The sequence below is a fragment of the Microbacterium caowuchunii genome, from assembly GCF_008727755.1.
Taxonomy (GTDB): domain Bacteria; phylum Actinomycetota; class Actinomycetes; order Actinomycetales; family Microbacteriaceae; genus Microbacterium; species Microbacterium caowuchunii.
Map to the genome: position 1 here is coordinate 1 of NZ_CP044231.1, position 18,428 is coordinate 18,428.

Genomic DNA, 18,428 nt, shown 5'->3' on the forward strand with positions numbered 1-18,428 from the left:
ATGGCCGTGCAAGAGTCACCGGACGTCCCTGTCTGGTCCGAAGCGCTGGGAATTCTGGCCCGCGACGAACGCGTCTCGCCGCAGATGCACGGTTTCCTCAACCTCGCGGTGCCGCAGGGCGTGATGGCCGGCACCCTCTACCTCGACGTCCCCAACGACCTCACCGCCGCGCAACTGAACAAGCGTCTGCGCGCGGTGATCCTGGAGGCCCTCACCCAGGCATCGCCGACGGATGAGGTGAGCGCCTTCCGCGTCGTCGTCAACCCGGATCTCGTCGGCCAGCACCTCTCCATGCCGCAGGCCGTCCAGACCGCCCCCATCGAGACGCCTCCCGCCCCCATCGAGGAACGCGTCGAGAGTCCCGGCAACGCTCGCGCCGACACCCGGCTGAATCCGAAGTACACCTTCGACCGCTTCGTCATCGGCCAGTCCAACCGCTTCGCCCATGCCGCAGCGGTGGCTGTCGCCGAGGCACCGGCCAAGGCCTACAACCCGCTGTTCATCTACGGCGACTCGGGACTGGGTAAGACGCACCTGCTGCACGCCATCGGCGACTACGCCCTCAGTCTGTATCCCGGGATCCGCGTCCGGTACGTCTCCAGCGAAGAGTTCACGAACGACTTCATCAACTCGATCGCCAACAACCGAGGGGCCGCGTTCCAGGCGAGGTACCGCGAGGTCGACATCCTGCTGATCGACGACATCCAGTTCCTGCAAGGACGCGCCGAGACGCAGGAGGCGTTCTTCCACACCTTCAACACCCTGCACGACCACGACAAACAGGTCGTGATCACCAGCGACGTCCCGCCGAAGCACCTCACCGGGTTCGAAGACCGGATGCGGAGCCGCTTCGAGTGGGGCCTGATCACCGACGTCCAGGCGCCCGACCTCGAGACGCGTATCGCGATCCTGCGCAAGAAGGCGCAGAACGAACGGCTCCAGATCCCCGACGAGGTCCTCGAGTACATCGCCACGGTCGTCTCGAGCAACATCCGGGAACTGGAGGGCGCCCTCATCAGGGTCTCCGCGTTCGCCAGCCTCAACCGCTCGACGCTGGACATCTCCCTGGCACAACAGGTGCTGCGAGACATCATCGATCAGGACGATGCCAACGTCATCTCACCGACGGACATCATCACCGCGACCGCCCAGTACTTCAAGCTGTCGGTCGACGACCTGTACGGATCGAGCCGATCGCAGGCCGTGGCCACCGCCCGGCAGATCGCCATGTACCTCTGCCGGGAGCGCACGAACCTCTCTCTGCCCAAGATCGGGCAGCTGTTCGGGAACCGCGACCACACCACGGTCATGTACGCATACAAGAAGATCAGCGACCTCATGAAGGAGCGACGCTCGATCTACAACCAGGTCTCCGAGATCACGACGCAGCTCGGACGCGTCGGCCGCTGAGCCCGGATCGCGAGAACGCCCCCAGGAATCCCTGGGGGCGTTCTCGCGTCTGCGGCGGACCGGACGCGCCCGCGAGAGCCCGGACGAAGACGACGCGCCGTCTCATGACGTCTTGACACGCGCGGGGGACCTCCCGACAATCGGCTTCTGCACATGTGGACAACCTGTGGATAACTGTGAGGCGCGCCGACACGAATGTGAGTGGATCCGCCCCGACCTGTGGAGAACCGAATGACAAGGTGTTGTCATTCGATCCCGATTCGACAGCGGATTCCTCACGGATTCCACAAGTCACACGTGTGTAGTTCCCGCTCGCCGACAGTCATCCACCGAGTTATCCACAGTTCCCACAGTTGTTAACAAGATGACAATCACTTCTCAATGGAAACTCCTGCGATCACCTTGGGAGCCGGATGCGGGCTCGGTATTCGCCTGGGGGAATCACAGCACTAGCATGGGAAGGCCCAACCCGACTTCGAGGGAGCGTCCGTGAAGTTCCACGTCAATCGCGATGTGTTCAGCGAGGCTGTGTCGTTCGTCGTCAAGCTTCTGCCCCAGCGCAACCCTCAGCCGATCCTGGCCGGTGTCCTGATCGAAGCCGGCGAGAACGGTCTTTCGCTGTCGGCCTTCGACTACGAAGCGTCGGCACGGACGACCATCGATGCCACGGTGGACGAACCCGGCACGATCCTGGTGCACGGGCGTCTGCTCTCCGACATCGCCAGCCGTCTCCCGAACGCCCCGGTCCAGATCTCCGTCGACGACGACGGGATCCTGCTCACCTGCGGGTCCGCCCGATTCACCCTGGCGTCTATGCCGGTTCAGGAATATCCCGCGATCCCCGAGGTCAGCGGCGAATCCGGTCTCGTCCCCGCCGAGGACTTCGCCACCGCCATCGCTCAGGTCGCCTTCGCCGCATCCCGTGACGACGTCACGCCGGTACTCACCGGCGTGCAGCTCGAGGTCAGCGGCAACCAGCTCAGCCTGGTGGCCACGGACCGTTATCGCGTTGCTCTGCGCCAGATCCCCTGGGACGGGCCCGCGACCGCCGAGGGGGAGACCACCGCGGCACTCGTCCCGGCACGCACGCTGCAGGAGGTGGGCAAGACCTTCTCGCACGGCGAGAACATCTCGATCGCCTTCTCCGGGTCCGGAGACCGGGAGATCATCGCGTTCAGCTCGGGCAACAAGACCGTCACCTCGCTGCTGATCAAGGGGAACTTCCCGCCGGTACGCCGGTTGTTCCCGGAGCAGACCGAGCACCACGCGGTGGTCAACACCGCCGATCTGGCCGAGGCCGTCCGCCGCGTCTCGCTGGTCCTCGACCGCTCCGCGCCGCTGCGTTTCACGTTCAGCGCGGAGGGCGTGGCCATGGAGGCATCCGGTACCGAACAGGCCCGCGCCTCCGAATCCGTCGACTCGACCCTGACCGGGGAGGACGTCACGCTGGGCCTCAACCCGCAGTACCTGCTCGAGGCCCTCTCCGCCGTGCGCAGCGAGTTCACCCGGGTCACCTTCACGTCCAGTGAGAACGCGAACAAGCTCAGCCCGATCCTGGTCACCCCGCAGACCTCGGTCGAGAAGGGCGGCGAGGGATCGTTCAAGTACCTGCTCCAGCCGAACCTGCTGCTTCGCTGAGTACTCCCCCGTTCGGATGACCGAGGTCACGGGTAGTCTGACTCGGTGATCGTGGAGCAGCTGAGTCTCGTGGACTTCCGCAACTACGAACACGCGGAACTGTCGTTCGCGAGCGGTGCGAACCTGCTGGTCGGACGCAACGGCCAGGGGAAGACGAACCTCGCCGAGGCGATCACCTACCTCGCGACGCTCGGGTCGCACCGGGTCTCGGCGGACGCTCCCCTCGTCCGGGCCGGGGCGGACGCCGCGATCGTCCGCACAAGACTCGCGCACGGTGAGCGCCGGGTGCTCCTCGAGGTGCAGATCAACAAGACCGGATCCAACAAGGCCCGCGTCGGCGGAGCGCCGGTGCGGACCGCCGAACTCCCCCGCTACGCGCAGGTTGTCCTCTTCGCGCCCGAGGATCTGCAGATCGTGCGGGGCGACCCGTCCGCACGTCGGCGGTTCGCCGACCAGCTGCTGGTCCAGCGGATCCCCCGGATGGCGGGTGTGCTGGCCGACTACGACCGGGTCCTGCGCCAGCGCACGGCACTGCTGAAGTCGGCGCGGGCCCGGGGCCTGCGCGCCGACGGGCTCCCCACCCTCGACGTGTGGGACGACAAGCTCGTCGCGCTCGGCACCGAGATCATCCAGGCCCGCGGCCGCCTCGCCGACGATCTGCATCCTCCGCTCGTGGCGGCCTACGCGGCGATCGCGGGCGCGGACCACTCCCCCGAGATCGGCTGGGTCTCCTCGCTGGCCGGCGCGGACCCGGAGGAGGATGCGGATGCCTCCGGCACGCTCGCCGCGGGCGACACCGCTCAGGCGTTCCGTGCCGCCCTCGCCGCCCGGCGCACCGCCGAGCTCGAGCGCGGGGTGACGCTCGTCGGTCCGCACCGCGACGACCTCCTGCTGCGCATCCGTTCCCTCCCCGTGAAGGGGTACGCCTCCCACGGGGAGTCCTGGTCGGTGGCGCTCGCGCTCCGGCTGGCGTCGGCGCAGCTGCTGCGTGCGGATTCCGCGCTGGGCGACCCGATCGTCATCCTCGACGACGTCTTCGCCGAGCTCGACGCGGACCGCCGGGCGCGCCTCGCGGCGCTGGTGGCGGACTTCGAGCAGGTCATCGTGACCGCTGCCGTCGAAGCGGATGTCCCGGCCGGGCTCCGCGGCAGGACAGTACGGATCGAAGCCGGCCGCATCCGGGGAATCGACGATGACTGACGCCGAGGACGACCTGCCCGAGACCCTGTCCACCTATCTGCGGCTGCGGGGGCTCGAACCGACGGGCCGGCGCTCGCGCCGCAAGCGGCGGGTTCCCGGCGACGGCGAGAGCATCCCCTTCGCTCCGGGCCGTGACCCGCACGGGCTCGGCGACGTGATCGCGGTCTGGACGCGCCAGGCCGGATGGGACCCGCTGCTGGCCCGCGAAGACCTCATCCTGAAGTGGCGCGAGGTCGCCGGCGACGAAACCGCCCAGCACACGCGTCCGGTCGGTCTGGACGCCGGGGTGCTGACGGTGCAGTGCGACTCCACGGCGTGGGCGAAGCAGCTTCGCATCATGCGCACGCACATCGTGACGGAGATCGCGCAGCGGTTCCCGGACGCCGGTGTGCAGAATGTCCGCTTCGTCGGACCGGACGTCCCTTCGTGGAAATGGGGTCCCAGAGCCGTTCCAGGCCGGGGTCCTCGGGATACCTACGGATAACCCACGTACCGAGGTACCTTGGCGGATTTCATCACGCCACACGGGCGCACACGCCCCGCGGAAGATGCTGAGTTGATAGAATGACCAGGACCCGTCTACTGAACCGGAGCGCTCGAAACCCATGACGTCCTCTACACCTCCCAGCGTGCCCGGCGACAACGGAAACGACGACGCGACCGACGGCCGGAACGACTACGGAGCCGACGCCATCCAGGTGCTCGAGGGCCTCGAGGCCGTTCGCAAGCGCCCGGGCATGTACATCGGATCGACCGGTCCGCGCGGTCTGCACCACCTCGTGTACGAGATCGTCGACAACTCCGTCGATGAGGCGCTCGCGGGGTACTGCGACCGGATCGAGGTGACGATCCTCCCCGACGGCGCGGTCCGCGTGATCGACAACGGCCGTGGCATCCCGGTGGACATCCATAAGGCCGAGGGGAAGTCGACCGTCGAGGTCGTGCTCACCGTCCTCCACGCCGGTGGCAAGTTCGGCGGCGGCGGATACGCGGTCTCCGGCGGTCTGCACGGCGTCGGCTCCTCCGTCGTGAATGCTCTCTCCAGCCGGCTCGAGGTGGAGGTCAAGCGTCAGGGGGCGGTGTGGCGTCAGTCCTACCGCGACGGCGGCGTGCCCCAGGCGCCTCTGGAGAAGGCCGAGGACAGCACCGAGACCGGCACGACCATCACGTTCTGGCCGGACGCCACGATCTTCGAGTCCGTCGATTTCGACTACGACACCCTGCGGACGCGTTTCCAGCAGATGGCGTTCCTGAACAAGGGACTGGCCATCTCCCTCCGCGACGAGCGGGCGGACCGGGCGATCGACGAAGAGGTCGACGGGCAGCTCGTGGTCACCCAGCCGCACGACGAGTTCCTCTACGAGCGGGGTCTCGTCGACTACGTCGAGTACCTCAACCGCGTCCGCAAGGCCGAGGCGGTCAACGACGCCATCATCGACTTCGAGTCCGAGGACACCGAGCGCAAGATCGCGCTGGAGCTCGCGATGCAGTGGACCACGTCCTACACGGAGAACGTCTTCACCTACGCGAACACCATCAACACGCACGAGGGCGGCACCCACGAAGAGGGATTCCGCGCCGCGCTGACGACACTGGTGAACAAATACGCCCGCGCGAACAACCTGCTCAAGGAGAAGGACGACAACCTCTCCGGCGAGGACGTGCGCGAGGGCCTCACCGCCGTCATCTCGGTCAAGCTCGCAGAGCCCCAGTTCGAGGGCCAGACCAAGACCAAGCTCGGCAACACCGAGGCGAAGGCGTTCGTGCAGAAGGTCGTCGGGGACCAGCTCGGCGACTGGTTCGACAGGAACCCGCAGCAGGCGAAGAACATCATCCGCAAGGCGATCGATGCGGCGACCGCCCGGATGGCGGCGCGCAAGGCCCGCGAGACCGCACGCCGTAAGAGCGTGTTCGAGTCCGCCTCGATGCCGGACAAACTCAAGGACTGCACGAGCAAGGACCCCGTCATCAGCGAGATCTTCCTCGTCGAGGGTGACTCGGCCGGCGGCTCCGCGGTGCAGGGCCGGGACCCGTACACCCAGGCGATCCTCGCGCTGCGCGGCAAGATCCTCAACGTCGAACGCGCACGCCTCGACCGTGCGTTGGGTAACAACGAGGTCCAGGCGATGATCCAGGCCTTCGGTACGGGTATCGGCGAGGACTTCAACATCGAGAAGGCCCGGTACCACAAGATCGTCCTGATGGCCGATGCGGATGTCGACGGTCAGCACATCACGACGCTGCTGCTCACCCTCCTGTTCCGTTACATGCGCGGGCTGATCGAGGCGGGGTACGTGTACCTCGCGCAGCCCCCGCTGTATCGCCTGAAGTGGTCCAACTCCGCGCACGAGTACGTCTACAGCGACGCGGAGCGCGACGCGCTGCTCGCCGAGGGACTGGCCGGCAACAAGCGGATCCCGAAGGACAACGGTATCCAGCGCTACAAGGGGCTCGGCGAAATGAACGCCAAGGAACTGTGGGAGACGACGATGGACCCGCAGACCCGCACCCTGCTGCAGGTCACCATCGACGACGCGGCCGCCGCGGACGAGATCTTCTCCACGCTGATGGGTGAGGACGTCGAATCCCGGCGTCACTTCATCCAGCGCAACGCCAAGGACGTCCGGTTCCTCGACATCTAGGTCCTCTCGAGATCTGAGAGACCCCGGTTCCGGCTTACATCACGAAGAAGAGAAGAATGACTGACGAAGAGCGTCCGAGCGAGGCCCCCGAGCACGACCACGGCAGGATCGACCAGGTCGACCTGCAGTCCGAGATGCAGCGCAGCTACCTCGACTACGCGATGAGCGTCATCGTCGGCCGTGCCCTGCCGCGCGTGGAGGACGGCCTCAAGCCCGTCCACCGCCGTGTGATCTACGGCATGTACGACGGGGGCTTCCGTCCCGACAAGTCCTTCTCCAAGTGTGCGCGCGTCGTCGGCGAGGTGATGGGGCAGTACCACCCGCATGGTGACGCGCCGATCTACGACGCGCTGGTGCGCCTCGTCCAGCCGTGGTCGCTGCGCTACCCGCTCGCGCTCGGCCAGGGGAACTTCGGCTCCCCCGGCAACCAGGGGGCCGCCGCCCCCCGGTACACCGAGACGAAGATGGCTCCCCTCGCGCTCGAGATGGTGCGCGACATCGAAGAGGAGACCGTCGACTTCCAGGACAACTACGACGGTCAGACCCAGGAGCCCGTCGTCCTGCCGGCGCGGTTCCCGAACCTGCTGGTCAACGGCTCGGTGGGTATCGCCGTGGGTATGGCCACCAACATCCCGCCGCACAACCTGCGCGAGGTGTCCGACGGCGTCCTGTGGGCGCTCGAACACCCCGAGGCGACGCGGGAAGAACTCCTGGAAGCCCTGATGCAGCGCATCAAGGGCCCGGACTTCCCCACCGCTGCGCAGATCCTCGGCACCCGCGGCATCCAGGACGCCTACCGCACCGGTCGTGGTTCGATCACGATGCGCGCCGTGGTGAACATCGAGGAGATCCAGGGGCGTACCTGCCTCGTCATCACCGAGCTGCCGTACCAGGTCAACCCCGACAACGTCGCGGTGAAGATCCGTGACCTCGCCCGTGACGGCAAGATCACCGGCATCGCCGACATCCGCGACGAGTCCAGCGACCGCACCGGCCAGCGCCTGGTCGTCGTGCTCAAGCGCGACGCGGTCGCGAAGGTCGTGCTGAACAACCTGTACAAGCACACGCAACTACAGGACAACTTCGGTGCGAACATGCTCGCGATCGTCGACGGTGTGCCCCGCACGCTGCCCCTCGACGGTTTCGTCTCGCACTGGGTGACGCACCAGATCAACGTCATCGTGCGGCGCACGATCTATCGTCTGCGCAAGGCCGAAGAGCGCATGCACATCCTGCGTGCATACCTCAAGGCGCTCGACGCCCTCGATGAGGTCATCGCCTTGATCCGCCGCTCCCCCACCGTGGATGAGGCACGCGCGGGCCTGCGCACCCTGCTGGACATCGATGACGTGCAGGCGGATGCGATCCTCGCGATGCAGCTGCGCCGTCTGGCAGCGCTCGAGCGTCAGAAGATCGTCGACGAGGCCCAGGAGATCGAGTCGCAGATCCTCGACTTCCAGGACATCCTCGCCACCCCCGCGCGCCAGCGTACGATCGTGCGCGACGAGCTCACCGAAATCGTCGCGAAGTACGGCGACGAGCGGCGCACGCAGATCCTCTACGGCTTCGACGGCGACATGTCCATCGAGGACCTGATCCCGGAAGAGGAGATGGTCGTCACCATCACGCGGGCCGGGTACATCAAGCGCACCCGCAGCGACAACTACCGCTCGCAGCACCGTGGTGGCAAGGGCGTGAAGGGCGCGCAGCTGCGCGCGGATGACGTCGTCGAGCACTTCTTCGTGACGACGACCCACCACTGGCTGCTGTTCTTCACGACGAAGGGCCGGGTCTACCGCGCGAAGGCCTACGAGGTCCCCGAAGCCGGCCGCGACGCCAAGGGCCAGCACGTCGCGAACCTCCTCGCCCTGCAGCCGGACGAGGAGATCGCCCAGATCCTGGACATCCGCGACTACACCGCCGCGTCCTACCTGGTGCTCGCCACGCGCGGCGGTCTGGTGAAGAAGACGCGTCTGACCGAGTACGACACGAACCGTCAGGGTGGAGTCATCGCCATCAAGCTCCGTGAGGAGGACGAACTGGTCAGTGCGCTCCTCGTGGACGAGACCGACGACATCCTGCTGGTGAGCCGGCTCGGCATGTCGCTGCGGTTCACCGCCACGGATTCCTCGCTGCGCCCGATGGGACGCTCGACCGAGGGCGTGAAGGGCATGTCCTTCCGTGACGGCGACAGCCTGCTGTCCGCATCCGTCGCCGATCCCGACGAGGACGTCTTCGTCGTGACCGAGGGCGGCTACGCCAAGCGCACCGATGTGGACCAGTACCGGGTCCAGAGTCGCGGCGGGCTGGGCATCAAGGTCGCCAAACTGAACGAGGACCGAGGGGTGCTCGCCGGTGCTCTGATCGTCGGTGACGACGACGAGGTCTTGGTGGTTCTTGCCAGTGGCAAGGTGGTACGCTCTGCCGTGGCCGAGGTGCCTGCCAAGGGTCGCGACACGATGGGTGTGGTCTTCGCCCGACCGGACGATGACGATCGAATCATCGCGATCGCCCGCAACTCCGAGCGGCGACTGGCAGAGGTAACCGAAGAGGCTTCGGACGTGGAGGAAGCGTCCGCCCCTGTCCCCGACGAAAGTACTGACGCATGAGCACGGTAGCCGACAAGCTCGCCAAGAAGTCGAGCAGCAAGAGCAGCGCCAAGCAGGTGCGCCTCCGCCTCGTCTACGTCGACTTCTGGTCGGCGGTGAAGCTGTCGTTCCTGGCGGCGGTCGCGCTGGCGATCGTGACGGTCGTCTCGTTCTTCCTGGTCTACATGATCGTCCAGACCACCGGACTGATCGCGAAGGCCGACGAGTTCTTCGCGTCCTTCTCCGACGGCTCGCTCTCGCTGAGTCAGTTCGTCGGACTGCCGCAGGTGATGGCGTTCGCCGCGGTCGTGGCGATCCTGAACCTCGTCGTCGTCACGGTCCTCGGAGCCGTCGTCGCGGGGATCTACAACCTCGCGGTGAAGGTGACCGGCGGTCTCCTCGTGGGGTTCACATCCAACTGACCGCCGATTCGTGAAATCGCGCCGATTCCGGTAAAGTCTTGGAGGTTGGCGGCGCGAGTCGGCAACAGTTCGGGGCTATAGCTCAGGCGGTTAGAGCGCTTCACTGATAATGAAGAGGTCCCAGGTTCAAGTCCTGGTAGCCCCACCGAACAGCCCCGGGGCCTTAGCTCAGTTGGTAGAGCGCCTGCTTTGCAAGCAGGATGTCAGGAGTTCGAATCTCCTAGGCTCCACACCTCGCAAGAACCCCCGGAACCCCGCAGAAACAGCGGAGTTCCGGGGGTTCTTCGTTTCCCGTGGAACGGCTCAGACGGTGCCCGCGGGATGCCGGCGCCCCCGCGACGGCCGGACGTCGTGCAAGCGCCGCCGAGAGCGCTGTGGCGGTCACCAGGGCCGCGAGGGCGCCGGCGACCGTGCGACTCGGGATGCCCGGGACCATGAGGTACCAGTCCGAGCGGCCGGACATGGGCGTAACGAGGAAGTCTCCGATCCCGTTCCGGGGGGATCGGCATCCTCGGGCGAAGAGAACGCCACTGGCCGATATAGTCACGGGCATGGATCTGCGCGTCGCGGCGTACGCGATCGTCACCGATGAGGAGGGACGGATCCTGCTCGCGCACTGGAACGAGGGGCGCCGGAGCGCATGGACGCTCCCCGGCGGCGGCCTGGAGCAGGGCGAGGACCCCGTGCACGCCGTGCGCCGTGAGGTGCGGGAAGAGACGGGCTACCGTGTCGGGGTGGGCGACCTGCTCGGCATCCATTCCCGCGTGATCCCCGCACATCGCCGGATCGCGAAGTCCGACACGCCGCTGCACACCCTGCGGATCATCTACCGAGCAACGATCGTCGGTGGGCGACTGCGCGCCGAGGTGAACGGCTCGACGGACCGGGCGCAGTGGTTCGCGTTGGACGAGCTGAGATCCGTGCCTCGGGTAAAGCTGGTCGCCATCGGGTTGCGGATGGCGGGGCTGAAGGCCTAGCGGGCGGGTTGCGGAGCGGAGATGTCCGTCACCGTCGCGGAGAGCGCCTCGAGCACGTCGTCCGCGTCGACGAAGAGGCTGTAGCCGCGGGCGCCGGCGCCCATGGCGATCCGCCTCCCTCGCATGCTCTCATCGGCATATACCGGCCACGCGGTGGTGCTGCCGAGCGGGACGATCGTGCCGCGCTCGTACCCGGTCGCCTCGAACGCCCGGTCGGGATCGGGCAGATGCAGTTTGTTCACGCCCACGGCGGCACGCAGCTTCGGCCAGGAGATGACCCGGTCCCCCGGGATCAGGGCGAACAGAAAACTGTCGTCGCTGCGCGCGACCACGAGGGTCTTCACGATGTCGGCCGGCGGGATCCCCAGTAGCGCTGCCGCTCCGGCCAGGCTCGTCGCATCCGGGCGCTCCCGGATGTCCACGGAGAGACCGAGGGCGGATGCGGCACGCCGCACCCGCCCTGTCGGATCCTGTGTCACGCGTCGGGTGCGCGGAGCGGGTCGTCCGCGACCCAGAGTTCGTCGTCCGCGCGCAGGGTCTGCCACGCGGCGTACAGCACGCCTGCGGCGGCCGCGACACCGAGGAGGATGGCGATGACGCTGCCGGCCCCCATGCCCTTCTTCTTCTTCTTCTGCGGCTCCAGGGCGGACAGCTTCCCCGTCAGCGCGCGAGTGGCCTGCTTGCCGTACTTCGCGGCGTTCTTCTGGTAGGCGGCGCTGTCGAAGGACACGCCGCGGCCCGACTGGAGGCGGGCCCGGGTGTCGTTCGCCGCATCCCAGACGGACATGGCACTGCCGACGACCGCGCCCGCAGCGGGCAGGACGTTCTCGGACAGCACCTTGCGAGACGTCTTCACGCCGCGGTCGACGTACGGTGCGGCGTACCGCTCGTAGCCGCCTTTGACCGTGGGCACCACGTATTCGCGGTTGTAGTGGCCGAGCTGGCGTCCGGCCTCTCGGGCGACATCGGCCGCCTCACCGACGAGCACCTGCTGGGATTCCCACACCTTCGTGGCGTGGTTCTGGAGCTTGCGGAGCTCCTTCTTCCGTTTGCGACTGAGGCTCACGTGAGATCCCCCTATTCATGGGTTGTGGTGTGCCCATCCTGCCAGAGGATGACTCTGTAGACGGCAGGGCTTGCAGCGAACTCTGAGAGAATGTAGCCATGGTCCAGCACACTGCCGTCGCAACCGTCCACACCAACCACGGCGACATCGTCGTCAACCTGTTCGGCGACCACGCGCCGCGCACCGTCCAGAACTTCACCGGTCTCGCCGACGGTTCGCAGGAATGGACCGACCCCGCCACCGGCAAGCCGGGCGATCGCCCCCTCTACACGGATGTCGTCTTCCACCGGATCATCCCGGGCTTCATGATCCAGGGTGGCGACCCGCTGGGTCAGGGCACCGGCGGCCCGGGATACACGTTCAACGACGAGATCCACCCGGAGCTGACGTTCCAGAAGCCGTACATCCTCGCCATGGCGAACGCCGGTCTCCGCCGCAACGCCATCACCGGTGCCGCCGAGGGGACGAACGGGTCGCAGTTCTTCATCACGACCGACCCGACGCCGTGGCTGCAGGGCAAGCACACCATCTTCGGTGAGGTGGCCGATGACGCCTCCCGCGCCGTGGTCGACGCGATCGCGGCCGTGCCCACCGGTGCCGGGGACCGCCCGGTAGAGCCCGTGGTCATCTCCTCCATCGACGTCGCCGCGGTCTGACCTCCTTCCTGGCGTGACGAACCCCGGGTTCGCGGGAAACCGCGAGAACTTCTGTTACCGGCATCCCGATCGGCAGAGCTTCGTGCTGTGCCAGCGGTGTCTGCGCACGATCTGTCCGGAGTGTCAGACGCAGGCGGCCGTCGGTGTGATCTGCCCGGAGTGCATGCAGGAGCAGCAGCGCTCCGCCACTCCGGCGCAGCGCACGGCGCAACGCCGGTGGCAGAGGTCGGGGGTCGTCGCGGCCGGGTCGGGTCGTCCGGTCGTCACGTACACCATCATCGGCGTGACCGCCGCGGTGTACGTGTTGCAGTTCCTGTTCGGGAACGTCATCACGCGCGCTCTGGGGTTCTACGCGGGCGCCCTTTATCCCCAGCTGACGGGCGGGCCGTTCGAACCCTGGCGGCTGCTGACGGCGAGCGTGGCGCACTCGTCGCTCTGGCATGTGGGCCTGAACATGCTGGCGCTCTGGATGATCGGGCGCAGTCTCGAGCCTCTGCTCGGCAGGGCCCGGTTCCTCACGTTGTACCTGCTCAGCGCCCTGGGCGGGTCGGTCGCCGTCGCCCTGCTCGCGCCCGGCAGTTTCGTGGTCGGCGCGTCCGGCGCGATCTTCGGGATCTTCGGCGCCCTCATCATCATCGCGCGACACATCGGCTCGCAGATCACCGGCATCCTGATCGTGCTGGGCATCAACCTGGCGATCGGATTCATCCCCGGGATGGGGATCTCCTGGCAGGCGCACGTGGGTGGCCTCGTGACGGGTGCGGTGATCGGTCTGATCTACGCGCGCACACGCGCGCCGCGTCAGCGTCCGCTGCAGATCGGTCTGCTCGTCGGGTGGGCCGTGGTCCTCGGGCTGCTGCTGCTCGTGCCGCCGGTGATCTACGGGTGACGGAAGTTATCCACAGGTTCATCCACAGCTTGGGGATGAATCACACCGGTGTCATTCCGATCCGGGGTCAGCGCCAGCGGGTCGTCATCAGGAAGCCGATGAAGGCGATCCCGAAGCCGATCACGAGGTTCCAGGCGTCGATGCCGGGAATCGGGAACTGGCTCCCGCTGAGGTAGAACACCAGCACCCAGACCAAGCCGACCAGCATGAGGCCGATCATGATGGGCTTGAACCAGACGGGATTCGGTGCGGGCTCACCGGCCTGTGCGGGCGTGAGGTCCTCGTCGTTGTCCGAGCGTGCCATAACGACATCCTAGCCCGAGGGCCGCGCGGGGTCCGAGTCCCGTGTCCCCGATCGCCGGAGGGGTCTCAGGGCGTGGGCACGGCGGGGGTGAGGTACTGCCGCTGCAACCAGTCGCCGAAGTGCACCCGGCGCAGACAACTCGTCGGGTCGCTGCACTTCAGGACAGGGTCGTGCGAGGCGTACGCGGAGAAGGCCGCGAGCTTCCGTGCCAGTTCCGCGTCACCGACGTTGACCGGCTGGGCATCCGAGGGATAGCCGAGGGCGTAGCGCACCCGGTCGGCCAGGTCCTGGGCGACGGCGGCGCTGACGATCTCGCCGACGGCCCGATGATCGGGATGGTCCGGCGTTCCGCTGTCGGAGGGGGTGGGCTGATGTGTGAGCACGGTCGCAGCGTCGTAGCCCTCGATGAGCTCCCGGACGGTCTTCTCGAGCGTTGCCCGCGACACGGACCGGCCGGTGTCGAGGGTCCGCAAGGACAGCAGCTCGCCGGAATTGAGCTTGGTCAGGGTCTGCTCGCCGGTGTACTCGAACGTCGCCCCGGCCAGGCCGCCGTCCGGCAGCCGGAGGAAGAACAGGGTGATGCGGTCGTCGTCGACCGGACGGCTCATGGTCAGGACGGCGCCGCTCGCGAGCTGGATCGTCCGGTCTGTCCACGGGCCCGACGATCCGCGCATCACGTCGTAGGCGGCCCGGATGCCGGCCTCCCGCTCCGAGGCGTACGTCGATTCGCCCTCACCGGCATCCGAGTAGGTGAAGAAGAACGTGCGCACACAGTCGCCGGCCTGCAGCGCCCGGTCGAGCTCGGGGTTGCCGAAGATGAGGTCGTCGTCGTAGTGCGCCCAGAAGGACACCAGGGTGTCGCCGGGGCAGGGCGGATCGAGGACCTGGACGGGGGAGACGAACGGGACGGCCGGATCCCCGGACTCCCCGTCGAGCACGGTGGGGATGTCGTCGCACTGTGCGCTGGAGGCGAGGAAGACGACCGCATCCGCCCGGAACTGGTCCAGCGCACGCACCTCAGCCACGGGATCGCCGCCGCGTGCCGCGAACACCGGTCCGCACTGCTCGGACACGATCGCGCTGATCTCCTCGTCGGTGAGGTCGTTGGCGACGACGGGCTGCGGCGGGGGAGGCGTGATCGAGGGCTCCGGCGCGGATGCGGGGCTGCTGCAGCCCGCGATCACCGCGGTCGCGCCGACCAGGGCGCAGAGCACAGCCGTCCACCGTCTCGGGTGCGCCACGCGTCACCGCCTTTCCCTCCGCGACCATTGTCCCACCCGGCCCGCTCCCGGGCCCATCCCGTACACTTCCGGTATGTCCGCGGCGCGCCCCCCTGAGAGTGGTTCGGCGGGTCCGTCCACCCGCCGTGGTCGCCGCCGCAGGTCGCGCGTGAGCGTGGTGGGGGTCATCGGCGAGGTGCTCCTCACCGCCGGTGTGATCGCGTTCCTTTTCGTGGCGTGGCAGATGTGGATCGGCGATGCGATCGTCGGTGCGCAGAACAACGCCGAGGGATCCCAGCTCGCCGAGCAGTGGGAGCAGCAGTACGAGACCGTATCCCCCGATGCCACGCCGGATCCCGAAGCCACGGACTCGGCCGCGGTGACGGCGGACCCGATAGCCATCCCGGAAGCCGCCGAGGGGGAGACCTTCGGGATCATGCGGATCCCCCGTTTCGGCGCGGACTACATGGTCAAGCTCGCCGGCGGGGTCAACGCCTCGACCAGCCTGAACGTCGGCGCGATCGGGCACTACCCGGGCACGGCCATGCCGGGCGATGTGGGCAACTTCGCTGTGGCCGCCCACCGCGGCAGTCACGGCGCGCCGTTCATGAACCTCCCCGCACTGCAGGCCGGTGACGCGATCGTCATCGAGACGCCGGACGGGTGGTACACCTACCGGTTCCGCAACTCCGAGTACGTCACACCCGATTCCGTCGACGTGCTGCTTCCCGTTCCCCGCCAGGACGATGTGGCGGCCGACGATCGGTACATCACGATGACCACGTGCAGTCCCCGCTACGGCTTCTCGGAGCGGCTGGCCGCCTACGGGGTGTTCGAGTCCTTCACCCCGCGCTCGGCGGGGGAGCCGGCAGCGCTGACCGAGGCGGTGGCCTGATGTACGGCGCCCTCTGGCGAGTCCTGCCCGGACCTTGGTGGGTCCGGTTGCTGATCGTCCTCGTCCTGGTCGCGGCGGTCCTGTACGCGCTCTTCTTCTACGTGTTCCCCTGGGTCAGCCCTCTGCTCCTGCCCGAAGACGTCACGGTCGAGTGAACGGGACGTCCGTCGCAGGCGTGCCCGTGCTGGTCCTGGACAACCATGACAGCTTCGTCCACACGCTGATCGGCTATCTGGTGGAACTCGGGGCGCGGGTGACCGTGCGCGAGGCGGACGAGATCTCCCTCGATGCCGTCCCGGACGCGCTGGTGGGGTTCGCCGGGGTGCTCATCTCGCCGGGGCCCGGCAGGCCCGAGGATGCGGGTGCCTCGATCGCCGTCGTTCGTGCGGCCGCGGCGACCGGAACGCCGCTGCTCGGGGTGTGCCTCGGGCATCAGGCGCTGGCCGTGGCTTTCGGTGCGCGGGTCGCGGTCGCCCCGGAGCTCATGCACGGGATGACCTCCCCCGTACACCACACCGGAGAGGGCGTCTTCGCCGGTGTCCCCTCCCCGGTGACGACCGGCCGGTATCACTCCCTGGCCGTCGTGCCCGAGACCGTGCCGGACGAGCTGCGCATCACGGCACGGACGCCGGAGGGAACGGTCATGGGCATCGTCCATCGGACCCTTCCGCTGGCCGGGGTCCAGTTCCACCCGGAGAGCGTGCTCACCGAGCACGGTTACCGGATGATCGGGACCTGGCTGGAATCCATCGGGGTCCCGGATGCGGCAGCGCGCGGTGCCGGTCTGTCCCCGCACCGGGGGCGTGCCGTGGTCAGCCCGAGCAGTACGTCAGGGTGATCTCCGAGGAGATCGGCACCTCGCCCGGCGCCAGGGACATGACCTTGACCGTGCTGGGCGTCGTCGCCGGGCAGCCCGGATCCTCCGCGGCGGTCACGACGAGCCCCAGGTTCTCGAGATCCCGGGTCGCCGCATCCATGGTGTAGCCGGTCACGTCGTTGAGCACGACCCGTCCGCTCGCCACCCGGAGGTTGATGATGGTCCCCGCCGGCACCTCGGTGCCCGCCTGGATCTCCCCGTCGGCGGTGAGCGCGGCGAGGACGATCCCGCCGGCGGTGCGCGGGTCGTTGACGGGGGTGATGGTCCCCATCGTGAGACCCGCCGCCGCCAGGGCGTCCCGTGCCTCCTGCTCGGGGATGCCGGTGAGCGGGGGGACCGCCACGCTCTCCTTGCCGGTGGAGACGAAGACGGTGACGGCCTGACCGGGGGAGACGGACGTACCCGCCATCGGATCGGTGCGGACGACGTTGCCGACGCCGATGCGATCGTCCGCGATGTCCTCCCGTTCGACGAGCAGGTCCTCCGCGGTGAGCAGCTCCACGGCCCGCTCGAAGGTCATCGTGGACACGTCCGGAACGATCCGCGCCGAGTCCGGCACCGGGTCCGCGGGACGGATGGTGAGGACCCAGAACAAGACGGAGATCAGGAGCACGGCGAGTATGACGACACCGGACCAGATCCACGCGACGGGCGGACCCGCCTGCGTGCGCCGCATCGTGGTGTCGTTGGACAGCTGCCGCAGCGAGCGGGCGGTCTCGGTCGCCTGACGGGGGTTCGCGCCGTACAGCTGGCTGGTGAGCGTGCCGACCTGGCGCTTGGACGGCGCCCGTCCGCTGAGGCCCTCCTCGATGGCCGCGCGGAAGGAGGCGGCATCCTGGTATCGCTGGTACGGGTCCTTCGCGAGCGCACGCAGGACGACGGCGTCGAGGCCGCGCGGGATGTCCTCGACGATGTCCGTCGGCGGCACGGGCGTCTCGCTCACGTGCTGGTAGGCGACCGCCACGGGGGTCTCCCCGCGGAAGGGCGGGCGTCCGGTGAGCATCTCGTACAGGACGACACCGGCCGAGTAGAGGTCCGCGCGCGCGTCGACCGGTTCGCCCTTGGCCTGCTCGGGAGAGAAGTAGGCGGCGGTGCCGAGGATCGTGGTGGTCTCCGCGACGGTGGACGACGAATCGGACACCGCGCGTGCGATGCCGAAGTCCATGACCTTCACCTGACCGGAGCCGGTCACCATGACGTTGCCGGGCTTGATGTCCCGGTGGACCACGCCCGCCCGGTGCGAGTACTCGAGGGCTTCGAGGATGCCGTCGGCGTACCGGGCCGCCTGCTCCGGCGTCAGGGGACCCTCGGCGATGATGTCCTTCAGCAGGGCTCCGTGTACGAGCTCCATGACGATGAACGGCACGGGATGCACGGAACCGTCGGGCGCGGTCTCGGATCCCTCGCCCGCATCGAACACGCGCACGATGGCGGGATGCGCCATCCGGGAGGCCGCCTGCGCCTCGAGGCGGAACCGCGTGCGGAACGCCGCGTCGTCGGCGAGTTCGCGCTTGAGGATCTTCAGCGCCACCTCGCGGCCGAGGGTGAGGTCGTACCCCCGGTAGACGCTGGCCATTCCGCCGCGGCCGATGAGCTCGTCGACGCGATAACGGCCGGCGAGCACACGTGGATCATCTGACACGG

18 protein-coding genes and 2 tRNA genes are annotated in these 18,428 nt (G+C 67.9%); 15 read left to right on the plus strand and 5 right to left on the minus strand.

Annotated elements, in window-relative coordinates:
* The 10 genes from dnaA (at position 1) to F6J84_RS00050 (ending at position 10,877) form a co-directional block, all read left to right on the plus strand.
* Entirely contained in the window at positions 1 to 1,410 is a 1,410-nt protein-coding gene (gene dnaA / locus F6J84_RS00005) for a chromosomal replication initiator protein DnaA (RefSeq protein ID WP_150970332.1), read from the plus strand.
* A 489-nt stretch (positions 1,411 to 1,899) separates the two neighbouring features.
* Positions 1,900 to 3,048 (plus strand): DNA polymerase III subunit beta, encoded by a 1,149-nt coding sequence (gene dnaN, locus F6J84_RS00010; protein ID WP_150970334.1) that lies wholly within the window; start codon positions 1,900 to 1,902, stop codon positions 3,046 to 3,048.
* 45 nt (positions 3,049 to 3,093) lie between these two features.
* Positions 3,094 to 4,248, plus strand: coding sequence for a DNA replication/repair protein RecF (gene recF / locus F6J84_RS00015; RefSeq protein ID WP_150970336.1), 1,155 nt, complete (start codon positions 3,094 to 3,096; stop codon positions 4,246 to 4,248).
* On the plus strand, positions 4,241 to 4,732 hold the full coding sequence (locus tag F6J84_RS00020; RefSeq protein WP_150892788.1) for a DciA family protein: 492 nt from the start codon (positions 4,241 to 4,243) through the stop codon (positions 4,730 to 4,732). Before recF ends, F6J84_RS00020 begins: the two co-directional genes overlap by 8 nt.
* Positions 4,733 to 4,853: 121 nt before the next feature.
* Positions 4,854 to 6,890 carry a DNA topoisomerase (ATP-hydrolyzing) subunit B gene (gene gyrB / locus F6J84_RS00025; protein ID WP_150970338.1) on the plus strand — a complete coding sequence of 679 codons (2,037 nt, stop codon included), beginning with the start codon at positions 4,854 to 4,856 and terminating at the stop codon, positions 6,888 to 6,890.
* Between the two features lie 56 nt (positions 6,891 to 6,946).
* On the plus strand, positions 6,947 to 9,499 hold the full coding sequence (gene gyrA / locus F6J84_RS00030) for a DNA gyrase subunit A (protein WP_150970340.1): 2,553 nt from the start codon (positions 6,947 to 6,949) through the stop codon (positions 9,497 to 9,499).
* The gene (locus tag F6J84_RS00035; RefSeq protein ID WP_150892791.1) at positions 9,496 to 9,900 is read left to right on the plus strand and encodes a DUF3566 domain-containing protein; all 405 of its coding nucleotides are present in this window, start codon (positions 9,496 to 9,498) and stop codon (positions 9,898 to 9,900) included. Before gyrA ends, F6J84_RS00035 begins: the two co-directional genes overlap by 4 nt.
* Before the next feature lie 71 nt (positions 9,901 to 9,971).
* Positions 9,972 to 10,045, plus strand: a tRNA-Ile gene (locus F6J84_RS00040).
* Positions 10,046 to 10,057: 12 nt separating this feature from the next.
* A tRNA-Ala gene (locus F6J84_RS00045) sits at positions 10,058 to 10,130 on the plus strand.
* A gap of 321 nt (positions 10,131 to 10,451) precedes the next feature.
* Positions 10,452 to 10,877, plus strand: a complete 426-nt coding sequence (locus F6J84_RS00050; protein WP_150970343.1) for an NUDIX hydrolase — start codon at positions 10,452 to 10,454, stop codon at positions 10,875 to 10,877.
* On the opposite strand, the gene F6J84_RS00055 is transcribed toward F6J84_RS00050, so the two are convergent.
* Positions 10,874 to 11,356 (minus strand): aminoacyl-tRNA deacylase, encoded by a 483-nt coding sequence (locus tag F6J84_RS00055; protein WP_238702540.1) that lies wholly within the window; start codon positions 11,354 to 11,356, stop codon positions 10,874 to 10,876. The two genes, F6J84_RS00050 and F6J84_RS00055, sit on opposite strands and share 4 nt — an antisense overlap.
* A complete protein-coding gene (locus tag F6J84_RS00060; protein WP_150970345.1) occupies positions 11,353 to 11,943 on the minus strand; it encodes a DNA helicase in 591 nt (196 codons plus the stop codon). The genes F6J84_RS00055 and F6J84_RS00060 overlap by 4 nt, the downstream gene beginning before the upstream one ends.
* Positions 11,944 to 12,041: 98 nt before the next feature.
* Between F6J84_RS00060 and F6J84_RS00065 the strand changes: the two genes are divergently transcribed.
* Positions 12,042 to 12,599, plus strand: a complete 558-nt coding sequence (locus tag F6J84_RS00065) for a peptidylprolyl isomerase (protein ID WP_150892796.1) — start codon at positions 12,042 to 12,044, stop codon at positions 12,597 to 12,599.
* A 13-nt stretch (positions 12,600 to 12,612) separates the two neighbouring features.
* A complete protein-coding gene (locus F6J84_RS00070; RefSeq protein WP_150970347.1) occupies positions 12,613 to 13,488 on the plus strand; it encodes a rhomboid family intramembrane serine protease in 876 nt (291 codons plus the stop codon).
* Between the two features lie 67 nt (positions 13,489 to 13,555).
* Here F6J84_RS00070 and F6J84_RS00075 read toward each other — a convergent pair whose 3' ends face one another.
* Complete coding sequence (locus F6J84_RS00075) at positions 13,556 to 13,792, minus strand: cell division protein CrgA (protein ID WP_150892798.1); 237 nt, start codon at positions 13,790 to 13,792, stop codon at positions 13,556 to 13,558.
* Between the two features lie 65 nt (positions 13,793 to 13,857).
* Positions 13,858 to 15,033 (minus strand): PIG-L deacetylase family protein, encoded by a 1,176-nt coding sequence (locus F6J84_RS00080; protein ID WP_150970349.1) that lies wholly within the window; start codon positions 15,031 to 15,033, stop codon positions 13,858 to 13,860.
* Positions 15,034 to 15,106: 73 nt separating this feature from the next.
* Between F6J84_RS00080 and F6J84_RS00085 the strand changes: the two genes are divergently transcribed.
* From F6J84_RS00085 to F6J84_RS00090, 3 genes are read left to right on the plus strand one after another with little or no spacing between them, the layout of a single operon-like run.
* On the plus strand, positions 15,107 to 15,907 hold the full coding sequence (locus F6J84_RS00085; protein WP_150970351.1) for a class E sortase: 801 nt from the start codon (positions 15,107 to 15,109) through the stop codon (positions 15,905 to 15,907).
* A complete protein-coding gene (locus tag F6J84_RS15365; RefSeq protein ID WP_191621795.1) occupies positions 15,907 to 16,062 on the plus strand; it encodes a hypothetical protein in 156 nt (51 codons plus the stop codon). Before F6J84_RS00085 ends, F6J84_RS15365 begins: the two co-directional genes overlap by 1 nt.
* Positions 16,059 to 16,745 (plus strand): anthranilate synthase component II, encoded by a 687-nt coding sequence (locus tag F6J84_RS00090; RefSeq protein WP_202980461.1) that lies wholly within the window; start codon positions 16,059 to 16,061, stop codon positions 16,743 to 16,745. The genes F6J84_RS15365 and F6J84_RS00090 overlap by 4 nt, the downstream gene beginning before the upstream one ends.
* Here the strand turns inward: F6J84_RS00090 and pknB are convergent.
* Complete coding sequence (gene pknB / locus F6J84_RS00095) at positions 16,720 to 18,426, minus strand: Stk1 family PASTA domain-containing Ser/Thr kinase (RefSeq protein ID WP_150970353.1); 1,707 nt, start codon at positions 18,424 to 18,426, stop codon at positions 16,720 to 16,722. The two genes, F6J84_RS00090 and pknB, sit on opposite strands and share 26 nt — an antisense overlap.
* Between the last annotated feature and the right edge of the window lie 2 nt (positions 18,427 to 18,428).

What these genes read in the sequence shown, in the direction of transcription:
- dnaA (WP_150970332.1), top strand. Translation starts at nt 1, where the DNA reads ATGGCCGTGCAAGAGTCACCGGACGTCCCTGTCTGGTCCGAAGCGCTG.
- F6J84_RS00020 (WP_150892788.1), top strand. Translation starts at nt 4,241, where the DNA reads ATGACTGACGCCGAGGACGACCTGCCCGAGACCCTGTCCACCTATCTG.
- gyrB (WP_150970338.1), top strand. Translation starts at nt 4,854, where the DNA reads ATGACGTCCTCTACACCTCCCAGCGTGCCCGGCGACAACGGAAACGAC.
- gyrA (WP_150970340.1), top strand. Translation starts at nt 6,947, where the DNA reads ATGACTGACGAAGAGCGTCCGAGCGAGGCCCCCGAGCACGACCACGGC.
- F6J84_RS00035 (WP_150892791.1), top strand. Translation starts at nt 9,496, where the DNA reads ATGAGCACGGTAGCCGACAAGCTCGCCAAGAAGTCGAGCAGCAAGAGC.
- F6J84_RS00050 (WP_150970343.1), top strand. Translation starts at nt 10,452, where the DNA reads ATGGATCTGCGCGTCGCGGCGTACGCGATCGTCACCGATGAGGAGGGA.
- F6J84_RS00065 (WP_150892796.1), top strand. Translation starts at nt 12,042, where the DNA reads ATGGTCCAGCACACTGCCGTCGCAACCGTCCACACCAACCACGGCGAC.
- F6J84_RS00075 (WP_150892798.1), bottom strand. Translation starts at nt 13,792, where the DNA reads ATGGCACGCTCGGACAACGACGAGGACCTCACGCCCGCACAGGCCGGT.
- F6J84_RS00085 (WP_150970351.1), top strand. Translation starts at nt 15,107, where the DNA reads ATGTCCGCGGCGCGCCCCCCTGAGAGTGGTTCGGCGGGTCCGTCCACC.
- F6J84_RS15365 (WP_191621795.1), top strand. Translation starts at nt 15,907, where the DNA reads ATGTACGGCGCCCTCTGGCGAGTCCTGCCCGGACCTTGGTGGGTCCGG.